Source organism: Synechococcus sp. UW106, from assembly GCF_900474015.1.
Taxonomy (GTDB): domain Bacteria; phylum Cyanobacteriota; class Cyanobacteriia; order PCC-6307; family Cyanobiaceae; genus Parasynechococcus.
The window spans coordinates 256482-282673 of the sequence record NZ_UCNV01000003.1; the positions used below are offsets into that span (position 1 = coordinate 256482).

General features: G+C 59.6%; 28 protein-coding genes. 19 read left to right on the forward strand and 9 right to left on the reverse strand.

Features of this window, described 5'->3' with window-relative positions:
* Nucleotides 1-12: 12 nt before the first annotated feature.
* The 10 genes from DXY30_RS02630 (at nt 13) to DXY30_RS02670 (ending at nt 10405) form a co-directional block, all read left to right on the forward strand.
* Complete coding sequence (locus DXY30_RS02630) at nt 13-4119, forward strand: DNA-directed RNA polymerase subunit beta' (protein ID WP_115093242.1); 4107 nt, start codon at nt 13-15, stop codon at nt 4117-4119.
* Between the two features lie 35 nt (nt 4120-4154).
* Entirely contained in the window at nt 4155-4307 is a 153-nt protein-coding gene (locus tag DXY30_RS02635) for a high light inducible protein (RefSeq protein ID WP_115093315.1), read from the forward strand.
* Nucleotides 4304-5362: a 23S rRNA (adenine(2503)-C(2))-methyltransferase RlmN gene (rlmN, locus tag DXY30_RS02640; protein WP_115022229.1), complete on the forward strand. Its 1059-nt coding sequence runs from the start codon at nt 4304-4306 to the stop codon at nt 5360-5362. The genes DXY30_RS02635 and rlmN overlap by 4 nt, the downstream gene beginning before the upstream one ends.
* A 66-nt stretch (nt 5363-5428) precedes the next feature.
* A complete protein-coding gene (locus tag DXY30_RS02645) occupies nt 5429-7183 on the forward strand; it encodes a sodium:solute symporter family protein (protein WP_115093243.1) in 1755 nt (584 codons plus the stop codon).
* A gap of 30 nt (nt 7184-7213) precedes the next feature.
* On the forward strand, nt 7214-7339 hold the full coding sequence (locus DXY30_RS14520) for a hypothetical protein (protein ID WP_256359539.1): 126 nt from the start codon (nt 7214-7216) through the stop codon (nt 7337-7339).
* A 30-nt stretch (nt 7340-7369) separates the two neighbouring features.
* Nucleotides 7370-8182 carry a HEAT repeat domain-containing protein gene (locus tag DXY30_RS02650; protein ID WP_115093244.1) on the forward strand — a complete coding sequence of 271 codons (813 nt, stop codon included), beginning with the start codon at nt 7370-7372 and terminating at the stop codon, nt 8180-8182.
* Between the two features lie 74 nt (nt 8183-8256).
* Entirely contained in the window at nt 8257-8460 is a 204-nt protein-coding gene (locus tag DXY30_RS02655) for a DUF2997 domain-containing protein (protein WP_115022223.1), read from the forward strand.
* A complete protein-coding gene (locus DXY30_RS02660) occupies nt 8460-8852 on the forward strand; it encodes a DUF1257 domain-containing protein (RefSeq protein WP_115093245.1) in 393 nt (130 codons plus the stop codon). Before DXY30_RS02655 ends, DXY30_RS02660 begins: the two co-directional genes overlap by 1 nt.
* Nucleotides 8853-8855: 3 nt before the next feature.
* Entirely contained in the window at nt 8856-9206 is a 351-nt protein-coding gene (locus tag DXY30_RS02665; protein WP_226398724.1) for a ferredoxin, read from the forward strand.
* On the forward strand, nt 9206-10405 hold the full coding sequence (locus tag DXY30_RS02670; protein WP_115093247.1) for an aldo/keto reductase: 1200 nt from the start codon (nt 9206-9208) through the stop codon (nt 10403-10405). Before DXY30_RS02665 ends, DXY30_RS02670 begins: the two co-directional genes overlap by 1 nt.
* 9 nt (nt 10406-10414) lie before the next feature.
* Here DXY30_RS02670 and rsmG read toward each other — a convergent pair whose 3' ends face one another.
* Nucleotides 10415-11146, reverse strand: coding sequence for a 16S rRNA (guanine(527)-N(7))-methyltransferase RsmG (gene rsmG, locus DXY30_RS02675; protein WP_115093248.1), 732 nt, complete (start codon nt 11144-11146; stop codon nt 10415-10417).
* 25 nt (nt 11147-11171) lie between these two features.
* Between rsmG and DXY30_RS02680 the strand changes: the two genes are divergently transcribed.
* Entirely contained in the window at nt 11172-11711 is a 540-nt protein-coding gene (locus DXY30_RS02680; protein WP_115093249.1) for a J domain-containing protein, read from the forward strand.
* Nucleotides 11653-11925 carry a DUF3143 domain-containing protein gene (locus tag DXY30_RS02685; protein WP_226423728.1) on the forward strand — a complete coding sequence of 91 codons (273 nt, stop codon included), beginning with the start codon at nt 11653-11655 and terminating at the stop codon, nt 11923-11925. Before DXY30_RS02680 ends, DXY30_RS02685 begins: the two co-directional genes overlap by 59 nt.
* 12 nt (nt 11926-11937) lie before the next feature.
* Here DXY30_RS02685 and bioA read toward each other — a convergent pair whose 3' ends face one another.
* Complete coding sequence (gene bioA, locus DXY30_RS02690; protein WP_115093250.1) at nt 11938-13236, reverse strand: adenosylmethionine--8-amino-7-oxononanoate transaminase; 1299 nt, start codon at nt 13234-13236, stop codon at nt 11938-11940.
* Between bioA and DXY30_RS02695 the strand changes: the two genes are divergently transcribed.
* A complete protein-coding gene (locus DXY30_RS02695) occupies nt 13211-13543 on the forward strand; it encodes a hypothetical protein (RefSeq protein ID WP_244281216.1) in 333 nt (110 codons plus the stop codon). The two genes, bioA and DXY30_RS02695, sit on opposite strands and share 26 nt — an antisense overlap.
* 4 nt (nt 13544-13547) lie before the next feature.
* On the opposite strand, the gene DXY30_RS13875 is transcribed toward DXY30_RS02695, so the two are convergent.
* From DXY30_RS13875 to DXY30_RS02715, 5 genes are read right to left on the reverse strand one after another with little or no spacing between them, the layout of a single operon-like run.
* Entirely contained in the window at nt 13548-13703 is a 156-nt protein-coding gene (locus DXY30_RS13875) for a hypothetical protein (protein ID WP_170951106.1), read from the reverse strand.
* On the reverse strand, nt 13700-14359 hold the full coding sequence (bioD, locus tag DXY30_RS02700; RefSeq protein ID WP_115093317.1) for a dethiobiotin synthase: 660 nt from the start codon (nt 14357-14359) through the stop codon (nt 13700-13702). Before bioD ends, DXY30_RS13875 begins: the two co-directional genes overlap by 4 nt.
* Nucleotides 14356-15120: a methyltransferase domain-containing protein gene (locus DXY30_RS02705; protein WP_115093251.1), complete on the reverse strand. Its 765-nt coding sequence runs from the start codon at nt 15118-15120 to the stop codon at nt 14356-14358. Before DXY30_RS02705 ends, bioD begins: the two co-directional genes overlap by 4 nt.
* Nucleotides 15102-15818 (reverse strand): alpha/beta hydrolase, encoded by a 717-nt coding sequence (locus tag DXY30_RS02710; RefSeq protein ID WP_244281218.1) that lies wholly within the window; start codon nt 15816-15818, stop codon nt 15102-15104. Before DXY30_RS02710 ends, DXY30_RS02705 begins: the two co-directional genes overlap by 19 nt.
* Nucleotides 15818-16957 carry an 8-amino-7-oxononanoate synthase gene (locus DXY30_RS02715; RefSeq protein WP_115093253.1) on the reverse strand — a complete coding sequence of 380 codons (1140 nt, stop codon included), beginning with the start codon at nt 16955-16957 and terminating at the stop codon, nt 15818-15820. The genes DXY30_RS02710 and DXY30_RS02715 overlap by 1 nt, the downstream gene beginning before the upstream one ends.
* Before the next feature lie 54 nt (nt 16958-17011).
* On the opposite strand from DXY30_RS02715, the gene DXY30_RS02720 reads away from it, so the two are divergent.
* Nucleotides 17012-17953, forward strand: a complete 942-nt coding sequence (locus tag DXY30_RS02720) for a bile acid:sodium symporter family protein (protein ID WP_115093318.1) — start codon at nt 17012-17014, stop codon at nt 17951-17953.
* Here the strand turns inward: DXY30_RS02720 and DXY30_RS02725 are convergent.
* The gene (locus DXY30_RS02725; protein ID WP_115022205.1) at nt 17950-18180 is read right to left on the reverse strand and encodes a hypothetical protein; all 231 of its coding nucleotides are present in this window, start codon (nt 18178-18180) and stop codon (nt 17950-17952) included. The two genes, DXY30_RS02720 and DXY30_RS02725, sit on opposite strands and share 4 nt — an antisense overlap.
* 245 nt (nt 18181-18425) lie before the next feature.
* Here DXY30_RS02725 and DXY30_RS02730 point away from each other — a divergent pair, with 245 nt between their 5' ends.
* A complete protein-coding gene (locus DXY30_RS02730) occupies nt 18426-21200 on the forward strand; it encodes an RNA helicase (RefSeq protein WP_115093254.1) in 2775 nt (924 codons plus the stop codon).
* 2 nt (nt 21201-21202) lie between these two features.
* Here DXY30_RS02730 and DXY30_RS02735 read toward each other — a convergent pair whose 3' ends face one another.
* Entirely contained in the window at nt 21203-22636 is a 1434-nt protein-coding gene (locus tag DXY30_RS02735) for a class II fumarate hydratase (RefSeq protein WP_115093255.1), read from the reverse strand.
* A gap of 60 nt (nt 22637-22696) precedes the next feature.
* Between DXY30_RS02735 and DXY30_RS02740 the strand changes: the two genes are divergently transcribed.
* From DXY30_RS02740 to DXY30_RS02755, 4 genes are all read left to right on the forward strand, one after another.
* Nucleotides 22697-23212, forward strand: a complete 516-nt coding sequence (locus DXY30_RS02740; protein WP_115093256.1) for a DUF1997 domain-containing protein — start codon at nt 22697-22699, stop codon at nt 23210-23212.
* A 45-nt stretch (nt 23213-23257) separates the two neighbouring features.
* Nucleotides 23258-24064 (forward strand): hypothetical protein, encoded by an 807-nt coding sequence (locus tag DXY30_RS13500; RefSeq protein ID WP_137006775.1) that lies wholly within the window; start codon nt 23258-23260, stop codon nt 24062-24064.
* A 15-nt stretch (nt 24065-24079) separates the two neighbouring features.
* Nucleotides 24080-24913: an ABC transporter permease gene (locus DXY30_RS02750; protein WP_115093258.1), complete on the forward strand. Its 834-nt coding sequence runs from the start codon at nt 24080-24082 to the stop codon at nt 24911-24913.
* Between the two features lie 126 nt (nt 24914-25039).
* Nucleotides 25040-26167, forward strand: coding sequence for a sugar ABC transporter (locus DXY30_RS02755; protein WP_244281220.1), 1128 nt, complete (start codon nt 25040-25042; stop codon nt 26165-26167).
* Nucleotides 26168-26192 lie beyond the last annotated feature (25 nt).

Genomic DNA, 26192 nt, shown 5'->3' on the forward strand with positions numbered 1-26192 from the left:
CTGCGCGCAGCCATGACCTCTTCCTCGAAATCCCGCAAGTCCAAATCCAGCAAAGCCTCCAAAGCCTCCAAAGCCTCCAAGGCCGCCAAGCAGGCTCCTGTGAGCGCATCCCGTCCGCTCTCGAAGACCCCGCCCCCGTTCCGCAACCAGGTCATCGACAAGCGGGCCCTTAAACAGCTCGTTGCCTGGTCCTACAAGAACCACGGCACGGCGGTGACCTCGTCCATGGCCGACAACCTCAAGGATCTCGGCTTTAAGTACGCCACCCAAGCTGCCGTCTCGATCTCCGTCGACGACCTGAAGGTGCCCGAGGCGAAGAAGGATCTGCTGGGCCAGGCCGAGGAACAGATCACGGCCACCGAAGAGCGTTATCGCTTGGGTGAAATCACCGAGGTTGAACGTCACACCAAGGTGATCGACACCTGGACCGAGACCAACGAGCGTCTGGTCGATGCCGTCAAAAAGAACTTTGACGAGAACGCACCACTCAACTCGGTGTGGATGATGGCCAACTCCGGCGCGCGGGGAAACATGTCCCAGGTGCGTCAGCTGGTGGGCATGCGCGGTCTCATGGCCAACCCGCAGGGCGAAATTATTGACCTTCCGATCCGCACCAACTTTCGTGAGGGTCTGACGGTTACCGAATACGTCATCTCCTCTTACGGCGCCCGTAAGGGTCTGGTGGATACAGCGCTTCGTACCGCTGACTCCGGTTACCTCACCCGTCGATTGGTGGACGTTGCCCAGGATGTGATCGTCCGTGAGGACGACTGCGGAACCACCCGCCACATCGTGGTGGAGGCCGAGGGTGGCAAATTCCGCAGCCGGCTTGTGGGTCGCCTGACGGCCGCCCAGGTGGTGAACGCGGATGGCGAAGTGCTTGCTGAGCGCGACACCGAAATCGATCCGCCTCTGTCCAAAGCCTTTGAGGCAGCTGGGGTGAACGCGGTGAGTGTGCGCTCGCCGCTCACCTGCGAAGCCAACCGTTCTGTCTGCCGCAAGTGTTACGGCTGGGCACTGGCCCACAACGAACTGGTCGATCTGGGTGAAGCCGTCGGCATCATCGCTGCCCAGTCGATCGGTGAGCCTGGAACCCAGCTCACCATGCGGACCTTCCACACCGGTGGTGTTTCCACGGCTGAAACCGGTGTGGTCCGCTCCAAAGCTGCGGGCACCGTTGAGTTCGGCAGTAAGGCGCGGGTGCGTCCTTACCGCACGCCCCATGGTGTGAACGCCCAGCAGGCTGAGGTTGACTTCAATCTCACGATCAAGCCTGCCGGGAAAGGAAAGGCGCAGAAGATCGAGATCACCAACGGCTCCTTGCTGTTCGTCGATAACGGTGCCGACATTGATGCCGACGTGACGGTGGCTCAGATCGCTGCTGGTGCGGTCAAGAAGAGTGTTGAGAAGGCCACCAAGGATGTGATCTGCGATCTGGCCGGCCAGGTCCGCTACGAGGAGGCGATTCAGCCACGCGAAGTCACCGACCGCCAGGGCAACATCACCCTGAAGGCTCAGCGCCTCGGCCGGATGTGGGTGCTTTCGGGCGATGTTTATAACCTGCCGCCCAACGCACAGCCCGTCGTTGGTGGTGAGACCCAAGTCACCGAGGGGCAAGTCCTGGCTGAGGCAAGCCAGCGCAGTGAGTACGGCGGTGAAGTGCGCCTGCGCGATTCCATCGGTGATTCCCGCGAGGTGCAGATCGTCACCACGGCGATGACCCTCAAGGACTTCAAGCTGCTTGAGGAGTCCACCCATTCCGGTGAGATCTGGAATCTCGAGGCCAAGGACGGCACCCGATATCGCCTCAACACCATCCCCGGCAGCAAGATCGGTTCCGGTGAGGTCATTGCCGAACTGGCGGATGATCGCTTCCGCACCGGCACCGGTGGCCTGGTGAAGTTCGCACCCGGTCTGGCGATCAAGAAGGCCCGTTCCGCCAAGAACGGCTACGAAGTCAACAAGGGCGGCACCCTGCTGTGGATCCCCCAGGAAACCCACGAGATCAACAAGGACATCTCCCTGTTGATGATCACCGACGGTCAGTGGATCGAGGCCGGCACCGAGGTTGTCAAAGACATCTTTAGTCAGACCGCCGGCATCGTCACTGTTACCCAGAAGAACGACATCCTGCGCGAAATCATCGTCCGCAGTGGTGAGTTCCACCTCTGCACAGATGCCAAGGCGTTGGAGCGTTTCGAGGGCGATGGCCAGATGGTCAACCCCGGCGAGGACGTTGCCAAAGGGCTATCCGTTGATGCCATGAAGTATGTGCAGACGGTCGAGACCCCTGAAGGAAAAGGCCTGCTGCTGCGTCCGGTTGAGGAATACACCATCCCCAATGAGGCCCAGCTGCCTGAGCTGTCTCATGTGAAGCAGGCCAATGGCCCTCACCTCGGTATCAAGGCCACCCAGCGTCTGGCCTTCAAGGACAACGAGCTGGTCAAGTCAGTCGAGGGTGTGGAGCTGCTGAAGACGCAGCTGCTTCTGGAGACCTTCGACACCACCCCTCAGATGACGGTGGATGTGGAGAAGGCTCCCGACAAGCGTGCCAAGACCATTTCCCGTCTGCGACTCGTGATCTTGGAGTCGATCCTTGTGCGTCGCGACACCATGTCTGACTCCAGCCACGGTTCGACCCACACTGAGCTGCAGGTCGAGGACGGTATCTCCGTCAAGGCTGGCGATGTTGTTGCCACCACTCAAATCCTTTGCAAACAGGCTGGTCTGGCGCAGTTGCCAGAAGCGACGGAAGCCGACCCGGTGCGTCGGATGATCGTCGAGCGCCCCGAAGACACCACCACCCTCAGCACCTCCGGCAAGCCGGTGGTGAGCGTCGGCCAGCGGATTGTCGACGGCGACCCCCTCGCTGATGGGGAAACTGCCAGCTGCTGCGGTGAGATCGAGGCTGTCTCCGGTAACAGCGTCACCCTGCGTCTGGGACGCCCCTACATGGTGTCGCCGGACTCCGTCCTGCACGTGCGCGATGGCGACCTGGTGCAACGGGGTGATGGTCTGGCCCTGCTGGTGTTTGAGCGGCAGAAGACAGGTGACATCGTTCAGGGTCTGCCCCGAATCGAAGAATTGCTAGAGGCCCGTCGCCCCCGCGAATCCGCGATTCTCTGCAAGAAACCCGGAACTGTTGAGATCAAGCAGGGTGAAGACGACGATTCCCTCGTCGTCAATGTGATCGAATCCGATGACGCCATCGCTGAATATCCGATCCTGCTCGGCCGCAACATCATGGTGAGCGATGGTCAGCAGGTCACGGCTGCTGAACTCCTGACGGATGGCCCGATCAACCCGCACGAGCTTCTCGAGTGCTATTTCGAGGATCTGCGCAGCCGTAAGCCTCTGATGGAGGCCGCCCAGGAGGCGATCGCCAACCTGCAGCACCGCCTGGTGACTGAGGTTCAGAACGTTTACAAGTCTCAGGGCGTGTCGATCGACGACAAGCACATCGAAGTGATTGTGCGTCAGATGACCAGCAAGGTGCGGGTGGAGGATGCCGGTGACACCACCCTGTTGCCGGGTGAATTGATCGAACTGCGTCAGGTGGAGGACACCAACCAGGCAATGGCGATCACGGGCGGTGCTCCCGCCGAATTCACGCCGGTTCTGCTGGGTATCACTAAGGCGTCGCTCAACACCGACAGCTTCATCTCCGCCGCCTCCTTCCAGGAGACGACCCGGGTGCTGACGGAAGCCGCCATCGAAGGCAAGAGCGACTGGCTGCGCGGTCTCAAGGAGAACGTGATCATCGGTCGCTTGATCCCTGCCGGTACAGGCTTCAGTGGTTTCGAAGAGGAGCTGCAGAAAGAGGCCGGTCCCCACCCCGACATCCTGTCGGAGGACCCCGCTGGTTACCGCCGCATGCAGAACCTGCGTCCCGACTACACCGTTGATATGCCTCCTGCGGCTAGTGCCAGTGCTGTGCTGGATGACCCAAGCGATGCCGACCTTGAGGCCACCCGCACCCGCCACAACATCGACCCCTCGGCGAGCAATTTCGCCGCGTTCACCCGTCCGGACGCCGACAATGAGCTGAAGGAAGAGCAGGTGGTTGATGCTGAAGCCGTTGAAGGTCTTCAGGAGGAAGGCCTGCTCTCTGACGAATGAGCTCCGCTCAATTGTTCACCGTTGCAGACCCTTCCATGCTTGAGCCGACTGAGATCCCCACGAGACGCCTGCCCCGGTATGGGTTCCACACCCATACCGAGAGGCTGAACGGACGCTTGGCCATGCTTGGCTTCATCGCCCTGATGGCGGTGGAGATCAAGCTGGGCCATGGTTTGCTGATCTGGTGAGCCAGGCTCTGCTGGGTCGCAGTGCGGCCGAGCTGCAGGACTGGGCGGTTGCCCAGGGGCAGAAACCGTTCCGCGGCCGTCAGCTCCACGATTGGATTTATGCCAAGGGTGCCCGTTCCTTGGCAGACATCACGGTCTTCCCCAAGACCTGGCGTGCCGCCCTGCTCGAGGACGGCATTGATGTCGGTCGCCTGAAGGAAGTGCATCGTTCAGTGGCAACCGATGCCACCACCAAGCTGCTGCTTTCCACAGAAGACGGCGAGACCATTGAAACCGTGGGCATTCCCACCGACCAGCGGCTCACGGTCTGTGTGTCCAGCCAGGTGGGTTGTCCCATGGCCTGCCGCTTCTGTGCCACCGGAAAAGGGGGGCTGCAGCGTTCGCTCCTGACCCACGAAATCGTGGATCAGGTGCTGAGTGTGCGTGAGGCGATGGAACGACGTCCTTCCCACATCGTCTTTATGGGTATGGGTGAGCCTCTTCTGAACAGTGAGGCTGTTCTGGAATCGATTCGCTGCCTCAATGATGATCTCGGCATCGGCCAACGGCGCATCACCGTCAGCACTGTTGGTGTTCCGAAGACCTTGCCGCAACTTGCGGAACTGGCCATGCAGAGGTTGGGGCGAGCCCAATTCACCCTTGCTGTGAGTCTCCATGCGCCCAACCAGCGGCTGCGCGAGGAGCTCATCCCCACGGCCCATGCCTATCCCTACGAAGCTCTTCTTGATGATTGCCGTCACTATCTGGATGTGACCGGTCGCCGGGTGAGTTTCGAATACATCCTTCTCGGTGAACTCAATGACCAGCCCCACCACGCCGCAGAGCTAGCGGATCGCGTTGGTGGCTTCCAGAGCCATGTGAACCTCATCGCCTACAACCCGATTGAGGAGGAGGAGTTCAAGCGGCCGACGCCGCAGCGGATCGAGGCGTTTCGTCGTGTTCTTGAACGACGTGGTGTCGCCGTCAGCCTTAGGGCTAGCCGCGGGCTTGACCAGAATGCGGCCTGCGGCCAGCTTCGGCGTCAGCAGATGACCTCGAGCTCCGCAGAGAGCTGAACGTTGGGAAGAACGGTGGGCTGATGGCGTTTTCATCAGCAGACTGCTTCTGAACAGGGTCTTCGAATGACAGCAATCGACTGGCTGCTTCTCGGTGCCTATCTCGCCCTCACCCTGATGCTGGGGTTGTGGCTCTCGCGCCGCAACAGCGGCGAAGAGGATTATTTCGTAGCCGGCCGTCGTCTCAACGGTTGGCTTGCTGGTGCATCGATGGCCGCCACCACCTTCTCCATCGACACGCCGCTATACGTCGCTGGCCTCGTGGGCGCACGCGGGTTGGCTGGGAACTGGGAGTGGTGGAGTTTTGGTTTGGCCCATGTGGCTATGGCTGTTGTGTTTGCGCCCCTCTGGCGGCGTAGTGGCGTGCTGACCGATGCCGCTTTCACCGAGTTGCGTTACGGCGGTGCGGCGGCGGCATGGCTGCGAGGCATCAAGGCCTTCCTACTGGCCGTGCCGGTCAACTGCATCGGCATCGGTTATGCCTTCCTCGCGCTTCGCAAGGTGGTGGAAGCCCTGGGCCTGGTGTCCGGTCAACCAGCTGCGCTGGGGCTCACAGACACGGTCTGGTTGTTGATGGTCGTGGCCCTGCTCGTGATGAGCTACACCGTTGCCGGTGGCCTTTGGGCTGTTGTGGTCACCGATCTGGTCCAGCTTGTGCTGGCGTTGGCGGGCGCCCTGGCCGTGGCCGTGGCTGCCCTGCATGCAGCAGGCGGAATGACGGCTCTTCTGGAGCAACTGCAGGCCTTGCAGAGGCCTGAGCTGCTGTCTCTTGTGCCCTGGACCTGGGATGAGTCTGGCTTCAGTTGGTTGCAGGGCAGTGGCATCAGCATCCCGATGTTTACGGCCTATATCGCTGTGCAGTGGTGGAGTTTCCGCCGCAGCGATGGGGGGGGCGAGTTCATCCAGCGGATGCTGGCCACCCGTGATGAGCAGCAGGCACGGTTGGCGGGGTGGGTGTTCCTTGTGGTGAATTACCTCGTGCGCAGCTGGCTCTGGATCGTGGTTGCTCTTGCGGCTCTGGTGCTGTTGCCGGCCGGCTCTGATCTGGAGCTGGGCTATCCAGCTCTTGCGGTGCAATTGTTGCCCCCCGTGGCGCTCGGCCTGGTGGTGATCTCGCTGGTGGCGGCGTTCATGAGCACCGTGAGCACATCGGTGAATTGGGGTGCCAGCTACCTCACCCACGACCTGTATCAGCGGTTTGTTCGTCCTTCCGCCACTCCGCGGGAGCTGTTGCTGATCGGGCAACTCACCACTGTTCTACTGCTTGTTCTGGGCGTGATTACAGCCCTGATCAGCGACAGCATCGGTGCGGTGTTCCGCCTGGTGATCGCCATCGGTTCAGGCCCGGGTGTGGTCCTGGTACTGCGCTGGTTCTGGTGGCGGGTCAACGCAGCAGCTGAGCTTTCGGCCATGCTTTGCGGCTTTTTTGTGGGTGTGTTCACGTCTGTGGTTCCCCTGGTTCGGATTGAGGATTACGGGGTTCGCATTGCGGTGATCACCGGCCTCTCAGCGGTGGCCTGGTTGGCTGTGATGCTGACCACGCCTCCGGAATCGGATGCTGTCTTGGAGCAGTTTGTGCGGACGGTTCGCCCTCCGGGACCTGGTTGGGCACGTCTTCGCAAGCGCTTTGGCGTCATGCCCATGGAGTCCCTACCTGGGATGTTGCGTCGCTTCGTTCTCGCTTGCGGTGTGCTGTTCGGCGGCTTGCTCGGGACGGGTGGGTTTCTGTTGCACCAGCAGTGGACTGGCTGGATTGGTCTGTCGGTACTGATCCTCTCGATCTGGCAACTGCGGCGGCGTGTCGATGCCGTGCCGTCTTGAGCAGAATGGCGCCTTGGTTGCAGTGTTCCGGTGTCGTTTTTTCGTTCCACCCTTCTGCCGGCTCTCATTGTTCTTCTGTTCGCGCTGGCGTTGGTGGCCGTGAGTGCGCGGATCTGGCTCCCCGGTGACATGCTGGCTCCAGCTTCGATGGGTTGAGCCCTGGAATGCCTCCCGTAGCATCGATCCATGACTGACGATCGCAGCCAACAGAAGGACCAGGGGCTCTCCAACCTTTCCGTGGATCCTGAACTTCTGGCGCGCGAGCTGGCGGCCGAAGAGGACGTGGATCCGCTTGATGCGATCCAGCTCGACGACACCGATCAGGATTCCTCCCTGGAGATTGCTAGGGCCTGTGACCAAGCCCTGGTCTGGTTGCGGGGCAAACACGGAGAACGTTTGCAGGGTTTGCAAGTGTTTTGCGAATACCGCGATCCCAGGGCGATCGCCTTGCTGCTGCCTCTGCTGCAGAACTCCTGTCCAGTGGAGCGGATGAGTGCGGTCTACGCCTTGGGTCGTAATCCATCGCCTCCGGCCGTTGAACCGCTGCTGCAGCTGCTGCAGATGGATGCCAATGCCTACGTCCGTAAGGCCGCGGCTTGGAGTCTGGGCAATTTTCCGGATGCACCGGTGCTCAATCCGCTCATCCGTGCCTTGCAGACGGATGTCGCTGCTGTTCGCCTGTGGTGTCCAGGCTCGTTGGCTGAGGCCGGCAGCCGTTCACCGGTGAAGGCAGACCCCGCTGCGGGGCAACTGCTTGTAAGCCTGCGCATCGACAGCGAAGCGGTGGTGCGCAGCAACTGCATTTGGGCTTTGGGCCGTTTGATCGATCAGCTGGTGCAACCGCGGCAAGCCGAGATCGTTGAAGCTCTGGTCAGTGCTCTGCTCCACGACGGTGAGATTTCTGTGCGTGATGAGGCCAGAACCGCTCTCGAACAACTGGAGGATCCGCTGGTGTTGGAACGTCTGCAGACGTTGATCAACGACGGATTCATCCTGTAACAGGGCTATGTAACGAGGAAGGCAACAATCAGCGGTGACCCCCACTAGATTGCTGCGCAAATCACGCCGCTTCGATGCCCCAGAAGACCATTCGTTTCACCATTCGGCCCGATGGTCGTGTGGAAGAGCGGGTCGAGGGGGTAGCTGGTGAGGCGTGCCAGCAGCTCACTGAAGAAGTTGAAGCTGCACTTGGAACGGTTGAACGTCAGGAGTCCACTTCCGAAGCGTTTCTGCAGCCTGAGGTCCAGTCCCAGATTCTTCCCGCTCATACGAACTGATGTCGCATTTCAGCACCGTAAAGACCGAACTGCGTCAGCTTGAGCCTCTGGTCAAAGCCTTGGAAGACATGGGCTATGCCCCTGATCAGGGGGAACGTCCCGTGCGTGGCTATCGCGGTCAGACCGTCACGGCCGATCTTGCCATCGCAGTGCAAGAGGGAGGCGACATCGGCTTTCGCTGGAACAGCGCATCTGAGTCCTACGAGCTGGTGACCGATCTAGATCTTTGGAAGCAACAGATTCCTGTAGAACGCTTTCTTTCCAAGCTCACCCAGCGCTACGCCTTGAACTCGGTTTTGGCAGCCACCTCAAAAGAAGGTTTTCAGGTCGCAGAACAGACCCAGGCACAGGATGGTTCGATTGAACTCGTGGTGACCCGCTGGGACGCTTGAAACCTGGCTGATCCTTCTTCTTACGCCTTTTCAGCCCCCGCTCGGCCGCAGGAGCAACCAACAGGGCGCGAGCCCTTGCTTGGCGGAGATATGCGAGACCAGGCCGTCTGGGTCGATGAGGCCGTATGTATTGGCTGTCGCTATTGCGCCCACGTGGCTTCCAATACTTTTGTTGTTGAGCCGCATCTGGGACGCTCCAGAGCGATCCGACAGGACGGTGACTCCACCGAATGCATCCAGGAGGCCATCGATACCTGCCCCGTTGATTGCATTCACTGGGTTCCCTTCGAGTCGCTTGAAACGCTGAAGCAGAACCTGATTCGCCAGAATCTTCAACCTCGTCCTCAGGGTTGATGGCGCTGCCCACCCGTCGATTCGGCCGCACGGAGCTCGAGATTCCCCTGTTGTCTCTGGGTGGAATGCGGTTTCAGCAGAGCTGGACCGACCTTCCACCAGACGAAATCACTCCCGCCTCCCAGACCCAGGTCGAAACGACCCTGAAGCGAGCGGTGGATCTGGGCTTTCATCACGTTGAAACGGCGCGGCATTACGGCAGTTCCGAGCGTCAGCTTGGTTGGGCCCTGCCGCGTACGCCCGACCCTTCACGTCTGCTTCAGAGCAAAGTGCCTCCCCGGCAAGATCCCGCCGCGTTTGAAGCGGAACTGGAGCTCAGCTTTGAGCGGCTGGGTTGTGATCGCCTGGATCTGCTGGCCATCCATGGCATCAACCTGCCGGAGCATCTCGACCAGACCCTTCAGCCTGGGGGATGCATGGAGGTGGTGCGCCGCTGGCAGGCCGATGGACGGATCGGCTATGTGGGCTTTTCAACCCATGGACCCACGGCGTTGATCGCTGATGCCTGCGCCTCAGGTGCCTTCGACTATGTGAACCTGCACTGGTATTACATCCGTCAGGACAACAGTCCAGCCCTGGATGCTGCCCGCCGTCAGGACATGGGGGTGTTCATCATCAGTCCCACGGACAAAGGCGGCCATCTGCACACGCCGTCTCAACGGCTATTGGAGCTGTGTGCACCGCTGCATCCCATCGTGTTCAACGATCTGTTCTGTTTGCAGGATCCGCGGGTGCACACCATCAGTGTCGGAGCGGTACGGCCAGAGGATCTTGACCTTCACCTGGAGGCGCTGCAATTGCTGCCGGATGCGACGGCTTTGATTGCCCCGGTGGACCAGCGGCTGCGGCGTGCGGCTGATGACGCGCTAGGTCGTGACTGGATGACCACCTGGTTCGTCGGGCTGCCGCCTTGGCATGCGACGCCGGGGGACATCAATTTGCCGGTGTTGCTTTGGCTGTACAACCTGCTTGAAGCCTGGGATCTCGAGAGTTATGCCAAGGCCCGTTATCGGTTGCTGGGCTCGGGAGGGCACTGGTTCGCCGGTGCCAACGCTGATGCCTTTGATGGGGAGGTCAGTGCGCAGGAGTTACAAACCGTTCTGCAGGCGAGTCCGTGGCGCGAGCGAATTCCCGACATCCTGCTCAGCCTTAAGGACCGGCTCAAAGGGGTATCCCAGATGCGACTGTCGAGCGTCTGAACGGTCGACTTACGTCCCGAGGGGTTCACGGCTCGGCGTTCCCACGGCCCTCGGGTAGCTGCGGGGGCAGGGCCCGGTCGGTTGCACCCGCAACAGATGGCGTGTGCCGCGATCGTTGGGGAGCTGCCGGTGCTGAACTTCCACCAGACGGGCGTGCAGCAGGCGCAGGGCCTTGTTGAACGGCACGGCATCGCTGTCATTCCACTGGCCGCGATAGAGCAAGGCCTGCCCGTCCGTGTTCAGCAGGGGCACGAGGTATTCGGCTACCACAGGGGCTGCCGCCACGGCCCGGGCCACGGCTCGATCGAAACTGCCGCGGAACGCGCCGTCGCGACCGGTGGTCTCGATCCGTTCGGTGCGGACGCGCACTCGATCAGCCAGCCCCAGGGTGTTGGCCATGGCTTCAACGGCGGCTGTCTTGCGCCCAACTGAATCCAGAAGGGTCACCTGTGCCTTGGGCAGGGCAATGGCGATGGCTAGCCCGGGGAAGCCTCCCCCGGTGCCCACATCAATCCAGTGCAACGGCTGTTCCGGCGATTGCAGTTCTCCCGTCAGCGGCCAGAGGCTGTCAAAGACTTGACCCACCCAAAAATCATCACCATCAACCAGGCGTGTGAGGTTGACCTTTTGATTCCAGCTCTGTAGCTGGCCCTGAAGGGCGATCAGCTGGTCGCGCTGCGCTTGCGATGGCTGCCATCCCAGTGCGTCCCAGTACGCCGGTTCAGGCGCTGTGGCGGCCATGGCTGGAGCAACAACTCTTCTTAGGATGAAGGACCGGCCGTCCCCTGTGTCCGAAGCCCGCCTCAGCCATCACGAACGGCTTGGCGTGCGCCCAGGGGTCGACGCTGAAACACTGCGTCAGGCCTTTCGACGTCAATCCAAGGCCCTTCATCCCGACACGACGCAACTGCCGCCAGAGCAGGCCAGCATTGCGTTCCAGCAGCTCAAGGAGTCCTACGACGCGTTGCTGCGCCAGAGTCAATCACCCCCCAACCAGGGCTCACCAGCAGTGCCAATGGCACCGCCTCTGGAGAGCCAACCCCGCCCAGATGCCTGGCAGGGCATCGGTCAACGCCGACCGCTTTCAGGCGGTGAATGGTTTTCCTTGTTGTTGTTGAGCATTGCGCTGCTGCTCAGCCTGGTGCTGGGGTTGGGGGTAGCTCTGGCGCAGGGGCGCGACTGGCAGGTGTCACCCAGCTGGTTGGCGGATGAGCAGACTCAAAGAACAACCGTGCGTTCGCTGACTGATGGCCGCCCTGCCCCCGGAGAGCACCCCGCTGAATCAGCACTCTCTCCGGGCGCTTGAGGCCTGGCTTCAGCAGCTGGGGGCGATTCGCATGGATGACAACCCCTGCCAGTGGATGCTTGAGCGTTCTGAATGGAGGGCCCTGCTGCTGCTTGAGCGAGAGGATCTCAAAGTGATTTGGCACCCCGGTTCGCTGGAAGCGATGGTGCAGTGTTCTTTGCCTTACGGCCTCTCCCGAGCCGATGTCGAAGCGGCGATTCAGGCGGGTCCTTGAGGCCAAAAGAGCTCAGAGCTGATCGAGGGCCATCGCGATGACCGCGTAGCACCGTTCCAGCTGGGCATCGCTGATGCAGAGCGGTGGCAGCAGATAGACCACCTGGCCCAGGGGTCTTAGGAAGACTCCGTTTTCCATGGCCAGTCGCTTCAATTTCGGCCCCGCCGGGTTGAGGTAGCCGGAGGTCCCATCCACAACGAGATCGAAGCCGGCGACAGTCCCCGTCAATCGAGGGCGCTGAACCCGCGGATGCCGTGCCAGCTGCTCTAAATGCGGTCGATGCCGTTTTTCAAACTGTTGAAATGCGGCGGGGTTGCGCTCCAGCAGGTCGAGGCTGGCGTTGGCCGCGGCACATCCCAGTGGATTGGCGGTGAAGCTGTGGCCGTGCCAGAGGGTCAAGCATGGGTCTTCGCCGACGAAGGCTTCGAACACCTCTTCACTGGCCATGGTGACGCCCATCGGCAGGCATCCACCCGTCAACCCTTTGGAAAGGGCCATCAGATCGGGCCGGATGCCCGCACGCCGGCTGGCGAACCAGTCGCCACAGCGTCCGAAGCCTGTCAGCACCTCGTCGGCGATGAGCAGCGATCCTGCCTGGCGGGTTCGTGCTTCCACCTGCCGCAGAAATTCAGGCCGCACCATGGCCATTCCGCCGGCTCCCTGAAGCAGAGGCTCGAGAATCACTGCCGCTGTCGGCGTCTTCAGCACGCGTTCGAGCACCTCCAGCGCCGCCGATTCCTTGGCCTCCACGTCATCGTCGTCCCACCAGGTGGCTGGCCAGGGAACACGGGCGACGGGAAAGAGCTTGTCTTCGAAGGGCGCGCTGAACAGGTTGCGTTCACCAACGGCCATCGCACCGAAGGTGTCTCCGTGGTATGCCCCGTCGAAGGCGACGATCTGATGGCGAGGTTGTCCCCGGTTGGCCCACCACTGGCAAGCGATCTTGAGGGCCACTTCCACCGCGGTTGACCCGTTATCGGAAAAAAACAGGCGTTGCAGACCGCAGATTCCGCTCAGTCGCACCGCTAGTTGCTCCGCGGGCTCGTGGGTGAAGTCGGCAAAGATCACCTGCTCGAGGCAGGCGGCCTGATCGGCGATCGCTTTGGCCAGCACCGGATGGGCATGGCCATGCAGGGTGACCCACCAGCTGCTGATGGCATCGATCAGGGGCTCTCCTTCCTCGCGGATCAGCAGGGCACCGTCCCCAGAGACCACCCGTTGAGCGCTGGCTGCTTTAGCCATCTGCGTGAAGGGGGGCCAAAGATTTGGATGTCGTATTGGCCCCATGGCAGCAGCTGCAGCTTTTGCCATATTGGATCTGGAGCTGTTACTGATGCCCTGGATGGCTGCCACACGCACCCGTCGTCAGTCCAAGCGTTTTGCCGTCCCAAGCAGGCCTGAGGGGTCTGCAGTGCGTCGCCCTGTAACGCGACGCCTTGTCCTTCCGGAGGGCGACTGGCAATCGATCCGCAGTGATCTTGAGCTGCGGGGCTGGTCGTCTTCCCAGCTGGAGGTCATTCAGGCTGAACTCCGTCAGGGCTGGCCCCTGCGGATCGCAGTACGCCATGCAGCGATGCGGTTAGGTACCTGCCCTACGGGGTCAAAATCCCTGGGCTGATCCCTCAACGGCACACGTCACTGTTCTTTTCTGCCTCTGTGGCGATGGCGCTGCAGTTCACCCATCGCACGAGCTGCACTTCGATATCGGTGAACAGCACCAGAATGCCCACGCACAGTGCTGAAACAGCCAGAGTCGCCAGGGTTTGACGGGAAGTCACAGGGAAGTTCGGTTCAGCGCCTGTTGAAATTTAGTGCTGAGATCCTGCTCATGCCAAAGCCGCTCCAGAACTGTTGCTGAGAGTGAGGCTTGCGGTGGGAGTTGCGCTAGCACCGGAACATCACCGAACTGTTCGAGGGTGCCGGGGTTGTCCTGATGCAGAGGGCCGTTCAGGATCAGTCCCAGCACCGTGAGATTGCGTTTTCGCAATGCTTCCAGGCTGAGCAGGGTGTGATTAAGGGTTCCAAGCCCACTCCGGGCGACCAGCACGATCGGCAACTGCCACTGCACCAGTTGATCGATCTGGAGCCAGCTGCGGGTGAGGGGGACCATCAGACCTCCAGCTGTCTCAACCACCAGGCCCCCCTGATGGTTGGGAATCTGGAGTTGGGCCGGGTCGAGAACAGTTTCGTCCAGTTCGGCGGCCCAGTGGGGGGAGACCGGCTCTTGGAAGGAATAGGCCTCGGGCAGCATCCGTTCCGGAGGGAGGTCCAAGAGCTGGCGCACCCGTTCCCTGTCACCACCGCCCTCAAGTCCGCTCTGTACCGGTTTCCAGTAGCTGGCTTCAAGTCCCTGCACCAGCCATGCACTCACCACGGTCTTGCCAACGTCCGTGTCCGTTCCGCAAACCACCAGTCGACTGAAGCTGTTGTTCATCGCTTCACCATCAGGATCAACATCTTCCATGTCAGGGTGAACCGTGGCGACTGATCGGATTGGGGCCAAGCCCGGAAGAGGGCCTTCCACTGACCTGGGGTGAGTTGGCCGGCGTTGGTTACCGAAGCGCCAACGTTGCTCATGGGTCGCAGCAGCTTCAGCGGATTGGCGGCGTGCTGGGTGAAGCTCAGGCACTGTTCCAGTTGCACCACGCCATCGGGGAGGGCCGCCATCAGTTGATCCCGCACTGGCATGGTCAAGGCGGTGCAGTTCTGACTGGCCTTTTGGGCGGCCTGCTGCCATTGCGGAAAACTGCCATCAATCGGCACCGCTAGGGCCAGCCAGCCTTGGTCCGCTAGCGCATCCACCCAGGTCCGAAGTTGCTGCGCCGGATCCGGCAGCCAATGAAGAACAAAGCTGGAGGCCAGCAGTTGAGGTGGTACCGGCAAGTCCGGCAGTCCGCTGCTCAGGTCATGCCGCAGGATCTGCACCCCGCTGGGATGGCTTCTCAGCATGGCTGCACTCCCATCGATGCGCATCACCTTCTGCCCGGGGTGAATGGCCTCCAGGGCCGCGGCGAGATGACCGGTACCGCTGCCCAGATCAGCCCAAAGGCCGCGCGGGATCGCGCAGCGTCGGCTCAGTTGGGCGAGACGCCAGGCCATTGCCCGTTGCAGCAGGGCGTCGGTTGCGTAGGTCGGTGCTGCGCGACTGAACCGCTCCAGAACTTGGTCGGAGCGAATCACAGGCCCTCCAGCCATCGCTTTACCACCACGAAGACCCTTTGCGTGATCAGCGCGTGACCCCATGTCGGGTCGCGATGGAGGGTCAGCGGTTGATGCCCCAGCGCATCGATGAGCTGTTGCGCTGATTCTGCAGGCACGATTGCATCCCGTTCGCCCTGCACCACCAGAACAGGAACGGTTTCTGGCCACCCCGTCGGCAGAGTGCGGCAGTCCCCCAGCAGGTCCAGATCCTCCTGGAGACGCTGGCGCCCCAGGGTCGTCAGGCCCTGCAGCAGGGGGTTGGGGGGCAGGGCGCTGAGGGCATGAGGTGAAGCTGCTTTGTCGAGGAAGCGTTCCAGCATCGGCAGTTCCTGGTCAGTGCCCAGGGCTGCCTGCATTCCCTGTAGAGCGGCCCCGATAGAGCGCCCTGCTCGCCCATCCGGCACAAATCTGGTGAAGCTGCCAAGCAGCACCACTGCCGATGCCTTCTCCAGGACGGATGCTGGCAGCAGATGGAGCCCCAGGGAGTGGACGATCAGCACGTTTCGTTCCGGGCCCGTTCGCTCCGGGCCGTTTCGTTTTGGGCCGGTGGTCCATGCCGGTGGAATGGGCTTCTCACTGCCATAGCCCCGTTCGGCGACGTTCCAGGTGGCCCCCCCCTGCTCGAAGTGCTTTCGCCAGTGGGACCAAGCGCCGGCGTGGCCTGCCCAACCATGCATTGCCAGGATCTGCATCATCGAGCGCAGAGGGCTGCGAGCAGTTGCTCCAATGTGCCCTCCGGCAGGTCCCGCCGCAGCACCAGGCGCAATCGGGCGGTGCCCTCAGGCACTGTGGGTGGTCGGATCGCGACCGAAAGCAGACCGGCCTGCTCCAGCTCTTGCTGAAGGTCGAGAGCGTCTTGGTCCCCACCGACCAGCAAGGGGAGAACTGGTCCGCTCCCTGGGGGGCGCGGCCAGCCCTGGTTCATGAGTGCTGTTCTCCAGGATTCAGACCGTTGGCATAGCTCGGAGCCCCAGGTCGGGTTGGACTGGATCAAGTTCAGGGCGGCTTGGGCCCCAGCCACCAGCGGTGGCGCCAGGGCCGTGGTGTAACGGAAGGCTCCACTGGTTTGAAGCAGCCGTTCCATCGTGGTGTTATCCCCTGCGAGAAAAGCGCCTCCGCTGCCGAAAGCCTTCCCGAAGGTGCCGCTGACCAAAGCCACAGGCTGTCGCAGTCCATGGCAAAGCCCGCGGCCTTCTGGGCCCAGCACGCCTAGGCCATGGGCTTCGTCGACCAGCAGATGTGCACCGTGGTGGGCACACAGGTCGGCCATGCCTTTTAGGTCGGGACTGGTGCCTTCCATGCTGAACAGGCTTTCGGTCACGACCAGAGGTGTTGTCGTTGCGTGCTTCAGCCGCTGCAGACGCTGGTCGAGATCCTGAAGATCGTTGTGGGCAAATCGTTGCAGCCGTGCACCACTCGTGCGGATGCCTGCCAGCAGCGAGTGGTGAATCAGCCGGTCCACCAACACGGTGGTGTGCCGTTCACTCAGGGCTGTTACGGCGGCGATATTGGCTTGAAATCCACTGGGGAACAGCAGCACCCGATTCCGATCCAACCAGGTGGCGAGGCCCGACTCCAGCTCCAGATGACGTGGTCGGGTGCCTGTGATGAGTCGAGAGCCACCGGCCCCGACCCCATCGGAGGCCATGGCTTCCATCGCCGCCGCGACGACAGTGGGATGCCGGCTGAGGCCGAGGTAGTCGTTGCTGGCCAGATCGAGAAGTTGGCGCGTTCCAGACGGATCTCGCAGTTGCCAGGGTTCCCGGCCGGAGTCCCAACTCCGCAGGCGACGGCGGCGCGCCGGATGAATGGGAAAAGCCTGGTCCCGCATCACAACAGTTTGGAACCCGCCCTGATCAAGGATGGCCGCAGTCCTCTGATCGTGATGACCTGGGAGCGTTTTACTCTGCTTTTTCCGCTGTGGACGTTGCTGGGAGCTGTTCTAGCCCTGGTGCATCCACCCCTCTTTGTCTGGTTCAGGGGGCCACTGATTGCCCTTGGACTGGGCGTGATCATGTTGGGCATGGGCGTGGGGCTGACGCCGGCAGACTTTCTGCGCGTTGGTCGCAGGCCGCGCGCCATGCTGCTCGGGGTGCTGGCTCAGTTCCTGGTGATGCCGGCCCTCGCAGCAGTCATTGCGGCGGCCCTGCACCTGCCCGCACCTCTGGCAGTGGGTTTGATTCTTGTCGGCTGTTGCCCGGGGGGGACCGCCAGCAATGTGGTGGCACTGATCGGCCGCGGTGATGTGGCGCTTTCGGTGGTCATGACAACCATCAGCACCCTGGCTGCTGTTGTGCTGACTCCACGTCTCACGCAGGTTCTCGCCAGTCAGTATGTGCCGGTGGACGGTTGGGCTCTGTTCTTGACTGTGCTTCAGGTGGTGCTGCTGCCTGTCACCGTCGGGGTAGTGCTCAAGCGTGGTCTTCCCGGTGTGGCCCAGCGGATTGAGCCGGTGATGCCCCCTTTGGCAGTGATGTCCATCGTGATGATCGTCTCCAGCATCGTCGGCAGTCAGACAGCGGTGCTGCGTCAACAAGGCCCCGTGTTGATCCTGGCTTGCCTCCTATTGCATGGCGGCGGTTTTTTGCTGGGTTGGCTGATTCCGCGGCTGATGGGCCAAACCGTGCAGGCCCAGCGCACCATCAGCATTGAGGTCGGGATGCAGAACTCGGGATTGGCGGTAGTGCTCGCTCGAAGTGGAGGGTTCGCCAGTCCCCTCACGGCGTTACCGGGCGCCATTTCCGCTGTCATTCACTGTTTGATCGGCAGCGCTCTTGCCGCCCTCTGGAGGCGGCGGCCAACTCCTTCGCTTCGTCAGTCGTCTTAAGTCAAGCCCCCACCGTGGAGTTCGAACAGCAGACGGGCGGCGAGCCCGCGGGAGATGCGTCGTGCCACGAGCAGATCACAGATCCAGGTGAACAGCGGTGGGGCATCGGTGCTGGATGCCAGGCGTTGTTCGAGGGCCTTCAGCTCCTTGACGTCGCGGCAGCCCCGCAGTGCATCAATCAGGGTGTCTTCAGCCGGCCGCGGCTTGGTGAGCTGGGTGGTGGTCACAGCAGAGTGCGTTTCATTCCCTCTGTCATGGCACCGGCGGTGTGTCTCTGTCACCCTTTTGAAGCTGGGTTTCCTGGCACAAAAAAAGCCCCGGTGGGCTCACCAAGGCTCGAAGCATTCTCTTTCTTATTTTCACGATCTAGGTCGCTTCCGTCAAAGGTTGTCGGCACATCTAATTGATGGCATTGGCCTGGCTTATCGCTTCGTTGAAGGGAAGGCTCAGCAGGCCTCCTTAGGATTGTTCGATGAACCAATCGACACCGGCCACGCCTTCATCAGAGCCCGATGTCGATCGCAGTGCAGCACTGAATCCCTCAGAAATCTTTCCATTCCCGCTGGATGATTTCCAGCTTGAGGCCATGGATGCCCTCAATCATGGGCACTCGGTTGTGGTCAGTGCCCCCACAGGATCTGGCAAGACGCTGATCGGGGAATACGCCATCCATCGCGCCCTGGCCCACGGCCAGAAGGTCTTTTACACCACACCACTGAAGGCCCTGTCCAATCAGAAATTGAGAGATTTCCGTGCTCAGTTCGGCGTTGAGAACGTGGGGCTGATGACCGGTGACCTCAGCATGAATCGCGAGGCATCCATCGTGGTGATGACCACGGAGATCTTCCGCAACATGCTCTACGCCGAGGCGGATGAGCACGATGATCCCCTGGCTGATGTGGAAGCTGTGGTGCTGGATGAGTGCCACTACATGAATGACTCCCAGCGCGGCACGGTCTGGGAGGAGTCGATCATTCACTGCCCCCCGCCGGTGCAGCTCGTGGCTCTCTCCGCCACGGTCGCGAATGCAGGCCAGCTGACCGACTGGATCGAAAAGGTTCATGGTCCGACCACCTTGGTGATGAGTGATCACCGACCGGTTCCTCTTCAGTTCAGTTTCTGCAGCGCCAAGGGTTTGCACCCTTTGCTGAATGATGCTGGAACCGGACTGCATCCCAACTGCAAGGTCTGGCGAGCGCCCAAGGGGCAAAAGCGCAAGGGACGCTCCCAGAGACCGCCTCAACCGGAACCACCACCAATCAGTTTTGTTGTGGCCCAGATGGCCGAGCGGCAGATGCTCCCGGCGATTTATTTCATCTTCAGTCGACGTGGATGTGACAAGGCGGTTCGGGATCTTGGTGTGCAGTGTCTGGTCACCAAGGAGGAGCAGGCGCGGATCAAGGCTCGCTTGACGGCCTACAGCGACGACAACCCTGAGGCTGTCCGAGATGGAATCCATGCCGACGCCCTGTTACGGGGTATCGCGGCACACCACGCCGGTGTTCTGCCCGCCTGGAAGGAGTTGATTGAGGAGCTGTTTCAGCAAGGGCTGGTGAAAGTGGTCTTCGCGACGGAGACCTTGGCCGCCGGCATCAACATGCCCGCCCGCAGCACGGTGATCGCAGCGATGTCCAAGCGAACCGAACGCGGGCATCGCCCACTGATGGGCAGTGAGTTTCTCCAGATGGCGGGTCGTGCCGGCCGGCGTGGTCTCGATTCCCAGGGCTACGTCGTGACGGTTCAGAGCCGCTTTGAGGGCGTGCGTGAGGCCGGACAGCTCGCGACGAGTCCTGCCGACCCTTTGGTGAGCCAGTTCACCCCCAGCTACGGGATGGTTCTCAACTTGCTGCAGCGCCACGACCTGGCCAAGGCCAGGGAGCTGGTGGAACGCAGTTTTGGCCGCTACCTGGCGGGTCTCGACCTCGTGGAGGACGAAGACAATCTTTCGCAACTGCGGCTGCAACTCAGCCAGCTTGAGGGAGTTGCCGGAGATATCCCCTGGGAAGACTTCGAGGACTACGAGAAAATGCGTGGGCGGCTCCGCGAAGAGCGGCGCTTGCTTCGCATTCTCCAGCAACAGGCTGAGGAAACGCTGGCCAACGAGCTGACGATGGCTCTTCAGTTCGCCAGCACCGGCACCTTGGTCAGCTTGAAGTCACCACAGCTACGAGGGCGCGTCGCACCAGCGGTGATTGTCGAGAAGGTGAAGGGTCCTGGTCAGTTTCCGCTGCTGCTCTGTCTGACCGATGACAACGTCTGGATCCTGCTTCCCTGTCAGGCCGTGGTGAGCATCCATGCAGAGCTCAGTTGTCTTCAGGTGGATGGGCTGGAGTTACCAGAGTTGACCCGCTCGGGAGAGTTGCGTCATGGCGATCAGGCCAGTGGTGGTTTGGCCTTGGCGGTAGCCCATATGGCCCGGCGCCACGACATGACCACCCCGCAATACGACTTGGCCGGGGAAGTGTTGACCCAAGCCCGGCTGGTCCGAGATCTCGAACAGGAGCAGGAGCAGCATCCGGCCCATCGCTGGGGGGATCGCAAGCAGCTCAAGAAGCACCGCCGCCGCATGGAGGATCTGGAACTCGAGATCGCTGAACGTCAGCAGGTGCTGCATCAACGGGCCAACCGTCACTGGGAAACCTTCCTGGCCTTGATGGACATCCTTCAACAGTTTGGATGTCTTGACGAGCTGGATCCCACGGAGATTGGCCGCACCGTTGCCGCGTTGCGGGGCGACAACGAGCTGTGGCTGGGGCTGGCTCTGATGAGTGGTCATCTCGATGACCTCTCACCCCCTGACCTGGCGGCGGTGTTTGAGGCGATCAGCACGGAGGTCAATCGCCCTGACCTTTGGAGTGGCTTTCCGCCGCCTGCTGCGGCAGAGGAGGCCCTTCAGGATTTATCTGGCTTACGTCGCGAGCTGCTTCGGGCCCAGGAACGCGCAGGAGTGGTGGTACCAGCCTGGTGGGAACCCGAGTTGATGGGCTTGGTGGATGCCTGGGCCAGGGGAACAACCTGGAACGATTTGATTGCCAATACATCGTTGGACGAGGGCGATGTGGTGCGCATCATGCGCCGCACCGTGGATCTGCTTGCCCAGGTTCCCTATTGCGAGGCCATCAGCGAGCAGCTACGTAGCCATGCCCGGCAGGCTCTGAAAGCCATCAATCGCTTCCCGGTGGCGGAGGCTGAGGATCTGGTTCCATCCTCCGCTGCTCTCAACCCGGCAACAGAGCGGGCGGCCTGAGCTCAGGCGTCAGGAGCGGCCATCGCGCTGGGATCCACCTGTTGATCGAAGTCCGCTTCCGTGATGTGACCTAGCTCCAGGGCCGCCTGCTTCAGCGTCAGCCCGTGATGGTGGGCATGTTGAGCGATAGCGCTTGCCTTCTCGTAACCGATGCTGGGGGTCAAAGCGGTGACCAGCATCAAGGAGCGATCGACGAACCTTTGAATCTGTTCTAGATCCGGCTCCAATCCCTCCACCAGGTTCTGGCGGAAGCTGGTGATGGCGTCCTTGAGCATCCGTATCGACTGCAATAGGTTGAAGCCGATTAAGGGTTTGTAGACATTCATCTGCAGATGGCCACCTGCGCCGGCGGCCGCTACGGCGCCGTCGAGTCCGATCACCTGGGTGCAGACCATCGCCATGGCCTCGCATTGGGTGGGATTGATTTTTCCCGGCATGATCGAACTCCCCGGTTCATTGGCGGGGAGCTGTAGCTCGCCCAGACCGGCCCTGGGGCCGCATCCGAGCAGACGGATGTCGTTGGCGATGCGCAGTAGGGCCACGGATAGAAGGCGAAGCAGCCCCATCGCATGGACGAGGGCGTCATGGCCGGCCATGACCGCGAACAGATTTTCCGCAGGACGGACATCAACTCCAGCGACCCGGCTTAGCTCGTCCGCGACGGCATGGCGGAAGCCCGGGGGGGTGTTTAACCCCGTGCCAACCGCGGTGCCCCCAAGGGGGAGGTCGCCAAGGCTGATCAGGCAGTCCTCAATCCAGCCCTGGGATTGTTTGAGTTGATCCCTCCATGCGGCGACTTCATCGCCAAGGCGCAGGGGCACCGCATCCTGCAGGTGGGTGCGGCCGATCTTGACGATCGGCATCCAGGCCTGGGCTTTGGCATCGAAGGCATGCACCAGGGCATCGAGTGCTGGCAGCAGCCCATCTTTCAGCTGCTTGGCCGCGGCGACATGGATGGCCGCGGGAAACACATCATTGGTCGATTGCGATCGATTGACGTGGTCATTGGGATGCACCGGACAGTGACTGCCGAGGGCGGTGCCTGACGCCTTGGACGCCAGATTGCTGATTACCTCGTTGATGTTCATGTTCGTCTGGGTCCCACTTCCGGTCTGCCAGACCCGAAGTGGGAACTGATCGTTGTGCTGGCCGGCGGCAATGGCATCGGCCGCCGTGCAGATCAGCTCTACCTGTTGAAGGCTCAGAAGCTCATGCTGGCCGTTCACCGTGGCGCAGGAGCGCTTGATCCAGGCCAGGGCCTGGATGATTTCGAGGGGGATCCGTTCATTGCTGATGGCGAAGTTCTGAAGCGACCGCTGGGTCTGGGCCCCCCAGAGCGCCTCAGATGCCACCTCAATGCCACCCAGGCTGTCGGTTTCAATCCTGAACGGCTGCGTCATCGGGGCCTCGGCGCGATCGAGCGTTGACTCGATCATCCGTGATCACCTTCCGTCAGACGTGCCATCGTTCCGCATCAACCGTTTCCTTGTTGTCCGGTGCAGGTTCACCGTTCCCATGGCGTCGCTCTTCCGTTGCCCGATGCATCCCTGGCTCAGCTGCAGGGATACCTATCGCAGCCTGGCCGTCCGATGAAAGCACTGTTGAATCGCAAAAGAGTGGAGGGGCTGCAGAACGGCCGTTTCCTCTATGCGTCTCGTCCCTATCAGCTGCTGAATTTCCAGCTGCAGCCCGAGGTGATATTTCGCTCTAGTTGGGATGGTGATCGACTCACCATCGTGTTTGAACATTGCACGATTCATGGACTCGGCCGGTTGCAGGATCTGGTTCAGTTCCAGTGCCAGGCATGGATTCGTCCAGAGCCGGAATGCCTGATGGCGAAGGCTGATCTGAGTCTTGAGCTCTCACCGAGTGGAGCAGCGGCACTATTACCGCAGCCGCTAATGCGACGCACTGGGTATCTCGCTCTGGATTTGGTGACGGATCGCTTGGAGAAGCGTTGTCGCACCGGACTGATGAAAGGTGCTCTTGATTGGGTTGCAAGCCACTCCTGAAGCTGCTTCATTTCACGGTGGTATCGTCACGTCCTTGGGACGTTTTTGGCTGTGGTGGTGGATGCGACGGGTTTAGCCACGCCGGTGTTGACGTTCCGGAATCTTTCACTTCGCTGCGATAAATCAAACCCTCAAATTACGTTCCAGACTCCGTGGAATTGGGAGCTTCTGCAAGCAAGGAGAATCGCTGTGATTACAAACAGTGCATTTTTGCGATACCAGTTAAGTTCTGCTCTTGCTGGCCTTGTCCCTCCAGTATCTGGTGAAATAGTTAGTGATGGGGTAATTGGCTGGCCTGTCGGCGGCGAAGGCGGCTTGGACAGCAAGTTGCGGATCTCCCACGCGCTCAGCTTTCTCTCTACTGTCTATAGCGACTGTCTTGAAAAATCTCGCGTTGGTTTGGATGAGTTCTGGGGGCTGCTGTCAGAAAAGGAGATATACCCCAGCGTTATTATTAAAGAGCTTTCAAAAGAGCAGAAAGACTTTTTCTTTCTAGCATTGTCCGTTCTTTTTTCGTTTGACTGCTATTTATTTTCTAGCACAAGATTTTTAATGTCTAGGCCTGCGAAGCCGCTTCGATCACTCTTGTGGAGGCAGCTTGAGGGCAAGTCTCTTTTCGCAACCTCCACCAACAGCCGCTTTCAACGCGAATTTTGTACCGAGGGCCTTGTACTGGGCTCCTTGGGTCAGATTCTGTTTGCAGGTGGACTTTCAGAGTCGATTCAGTGGGCTGATCAATATCTTGAAGCATCCGATGTGTCAGACTCGGATGAAGAACCACTGGTGATAGGTCAAAATCTTCTTAATTTGGAATCTATTGATGATGGTTTTGATGATGATGGTTTCGCTTGAGGAGCTCTTGAAGTCATGATTTTTTTGCGAAAGCTTTTCAATTCAATTTGGCGTCAGATTGCAATTGTTTTGGCGATAGCCACCTATGAGAATAATAGAAAATCGACAGGAACTTCGATTGGTGCCTGGGAGAGCATTGTAACTCCGTTGCAGATCATGTTGTTCTTTATTGTTATGCGTGTAGGTTTTGCTTTTTTGAGGGGTACTAATAGGTTTGCTGCGGGTGGTTCAACGGACATGTACTTCAATATTGTTGTTTTTATCGCTTCCGGATTTGCTCTTGCTTTTTTGTTTAGGCAAGGGGCAATTAAGGCGCTTTCTGGCTTGAAGCTAAGGGCTCCTCTTTATTATAAAAGAATTCAGCCATTGGATATTCTCTTGGCTTTATTGGTTAATGATTTCAGGGCTATTTCAACCATATCGTTGGCAATCCTTGGTTTGGTTTGGTATTTTACGTGGAGTTTTCAGCTCGATAGTCCTGGCCTGGCAATCAGTGTCTACTTGTTGACGGTATTCATGGCGCTTGGTTTTGGGATTTGTCTTGTATTTCTTGGCAGGTTTAATAAGTGGATTACGAGAATTCTTAAGCGAATTTTGCAGCGATTGATTATTTTTACTTCTGGAATATTTTTCGCTACTTTCGAGCTTCCTGAGTATACAAGGCCGTTCGTAACATGGAATCCAATTCTTCATGCCGTTGAGCTTTTCAGGTATTCGATGAATAACGAATATCCGATACCAGATATTTCTCTGTCTTATTTGGTTTGGTGTTCTATGATTCTTCTTGGATTTTCTTTGATTCTTTACCGAACCAACGAGTCAGTGCTCCTGGAGGCCAATGATGATTAGCCCTTGTTCCCTGCCCAGTTGCTTGCCTTGGTTTAATTTTTAGTTATGTCTGAATCAATCCCGCCTTCCAGCTCCTCCACTTCTCTCCAAAAGGAGCTGCCATCTTCGTTTCGGATTTCTAATTCCGTGGTTCCGGATCAGCCAAAACCGGCATGGCGTGAGCGGTTGGACAGGATTGCAAAGCCTAGGGTCCTGATTTCAGTCTTTCTGGCAACCTCAGCGTTCTATTGTTTTGTAATTGGGCGAGATCGCTATACTTCAGTTTCTGAGTTTGTAATTCAACAGGCCTTACCTCTCGAGGGATCATCGGCTTCGGTGTTGGCAGGCGCTGCTGCTGCACCGCAGGTACTGACCTCCCTTGTGGATGGTCAATACCTGCAGGTCTATCTCGAATCGTCGGATGTGAAGGCCCGCTTGTTCCCTGACGGCAAGAAACTTGAGCAGGATTACCGTATCAAGCTTCCGGATCTTCGTGCTGGATTGCCCGCTAACAGTTCTGCTCCGGCACAGCTTGGCTTCTACAGAAAACAACTCTCTGTGGCTCCTCAGCCCTTGAGTGGTTCAGTCATCCTGACGACATCGGGATTTTCACCCAAGCAGGCTTTCAATCTCAACATCGAGTTGCTGAAGCAGTCTCGTCGCTTTGTGAATGAGGTGAATCAATCCATTAATGCTGACCAAAATCAATTTGCGAGAAAAGAGGTAGAACTGGCCGAGAGTAATCTCAAAGTAGCCAAGAGAAGTCTTGAGCTCTTTCAGGAAAAGCATGGAAACCTAAGTGTGCTGACTGAACAATCAGCAGCTAGTTCGTATATCTCTGGGCTTGAATCTCAACTGGTTGATTTGAAAGTTCAAGAAGCCGCATTGCGTCGCCAATACCGAGACCCTAATGCACCTGAAGTCGCATTCATTGCAGACCAAGTGAGTGAATTAGAGGTTCAGATTCGCGAAGAGAGAGATCGTGCTGTAAGTAAAAATGGACGAGATTTGAATACTCTTGCGCTTGAAGAGGCTGGCTTGGTTTCTGATGTTGAATTTGCGACTCAAACCTTGCAGTCTGCTCGTCTTGCCTCCGACAATAGTCGTCGCGAGAGTCAACGTCAGTTGAAATTTGTGGTTGTTCTCAGTCAACCTCAATTGCCTGTTAAGCCTGATCAAAACTGGCGCTGGCAAGCATTTCTTGCCTCTGTCGGAATCATTATTGTGGCTTGGGGCGTTGGTGGCTTCCTGCTCAACGCGATGCGGAAGAGTTGATATCTTGATCACTCATGGTTAATTA

What these genes read in the sequence shown, in the direction of transcription:
- DXY30_RS02710 (WP_244281218.1), bottom strand. Translation starts at nt 15,818, where the DNA reads ATGCAGATCCTGGCAATGCATGGTTGGGCAGGCCACGCCGGCGCTTGG.
- DXY30_RS02645 (WP_115093243.1), top strand. Translation starts at nt 5,429, where the DNA reads ATGACAGCAATCGACTGGCTGCTTCTCGGTGCCTATCTCGCCCTCACC.
- DXY30_RS02680 (WP_115093249.1), top strand. Translation starts at nt 11,172, where the DNA reads ATGAAGGACCGGCCGTCCCCTGTGTCCGAAGCCCGCCTCAGCCATCAC.
- DXY30_RS02660 (WP_115093245.1), top strand. Translation starts at nt 8,460, where the DNA reads ATGTCGCATTTCAGCACCGTAAAGACCGAACTGCGTCAGCTTGAGCCT.
- DXY30_RS02720 (WP_115093318.1), top strand. Translation starts at nt 17,012, where the DNA reads ATGACCTGGGAGCGTTTTACTCTGCTTTTTCCGCTGTGGACGTTGCTG.
- DXY30_RS02635 (WP_115093315.1), top strand. Translation starts at nt 4,155, where the DNA reads ATGCTTGAGCCGACTGAGATCCCCACGAGACGCCTGCCCCGGTATGGG.
- DXY30_RS02670 (WP_115093247.1), top strand. Translation starts at nt 9,206, where the DNA reads ATGGCGCTGCCCACCCGTCGATTCGGCCGCACGGAGCTCGAGATTCCC.
- rsmG (WP_115093248.1), bottom strand. Translation starts at nt 11,146, where the DNA reads ATGGCCGCCACAGCGCCTGAACCGGCGTACTGGGACGCACTGGGATGG.
- DXY30_RS02685 (WP_226423728.1), top strand. Translation starts at nt 11,653, where the DNA reads ATGGCCGCCCTGCCCCCGGAGAGCACCCCGCTGAATCAGCACTCTCTC.
- DXY30_RS02730 (WP_115093254.1), top strand. Translation starts at nt 18,426, where the DNA reads ATGAACCAATCGACACCGGCCACGCCTTCATCAGAGCCCGATGTCGAT.
- DXY30_RS02705 (WP_115093251.1), bottom strand. Translation starts at nt 15,120, where the DNA reads ATGGCTGGAGGGCCTGTGATTCGCTCCGACCAAGTTCTGGAGCGGTTC.
- DXY30_RS02630 (WP_115093242.1), top strand. Translation starts at nt 13, where the DNA reads ATGACCTCTTCCTCGAAATCCCGCAAGTCCAAATCCAGCAAAGCCTCC.
- DXY30_RS02695 (WP_244281216.1), top strand. Translation starts at nt 13,211, where the DNA reads ATGGCAGCAGCTGCAGCTTTTGCCATATTGGATCTGGAGCTGTTACTG.
- DXY30_RS02655 (WP_115022223.1), top strand. Translation starts at nt 8,257, where the DNA reads ATGCCCCAGAAGACCATTCGTTTCACCATTCGGCCCGATGGTCGTGTG.
- bioA (WP_115093250.1), bottom strand. Translation starts at nt 13,236, where the DNA reads ATGGCAAAAGCTGCAGCTGCTGCCATGGGGCCAATACGACATCCAAAT.
- DXY30_RS02650 (WP_115093244.1), top strand. Translation starts at nt 7,370, where the DNA reads ATGACTGACGATCGCAGCCAACAGAAGGACCAGGGGCTCTCCAACCTT.
- DXY30_RS02750 (WP_115093258.1), top strand. Translation starts at nt 24,080, where the DNA reads ATGATTTTTTTGCGAAAGCTTTTCAATTCAATTTGGCGTCAGATTGCA.
- DXY30_RS02715 (WP_115093253.1), bottom strand. Translation starts at nt 16,957, where the DNA reads ATGCGGGACCAGGCTTTTCCCATTCATCCGGCGCGCCGCCGTCGCCTG.
- bioD (WP_115093317.1), bottom strand. Translation starts at nt 14,359, where the DNA reads ATGAACAACAGCTTCAGTCGACTGGTGGTTTGCGGAACGGACACGGAC.
- DXY30_RS02735 (WP_115093255.1), bottom strand. Translation starts at nt 22,636, where the DNA reads ATGATCGAGTCAACGCTCGATCGCGCCGAGGCCCCGATGACGCAGCCG.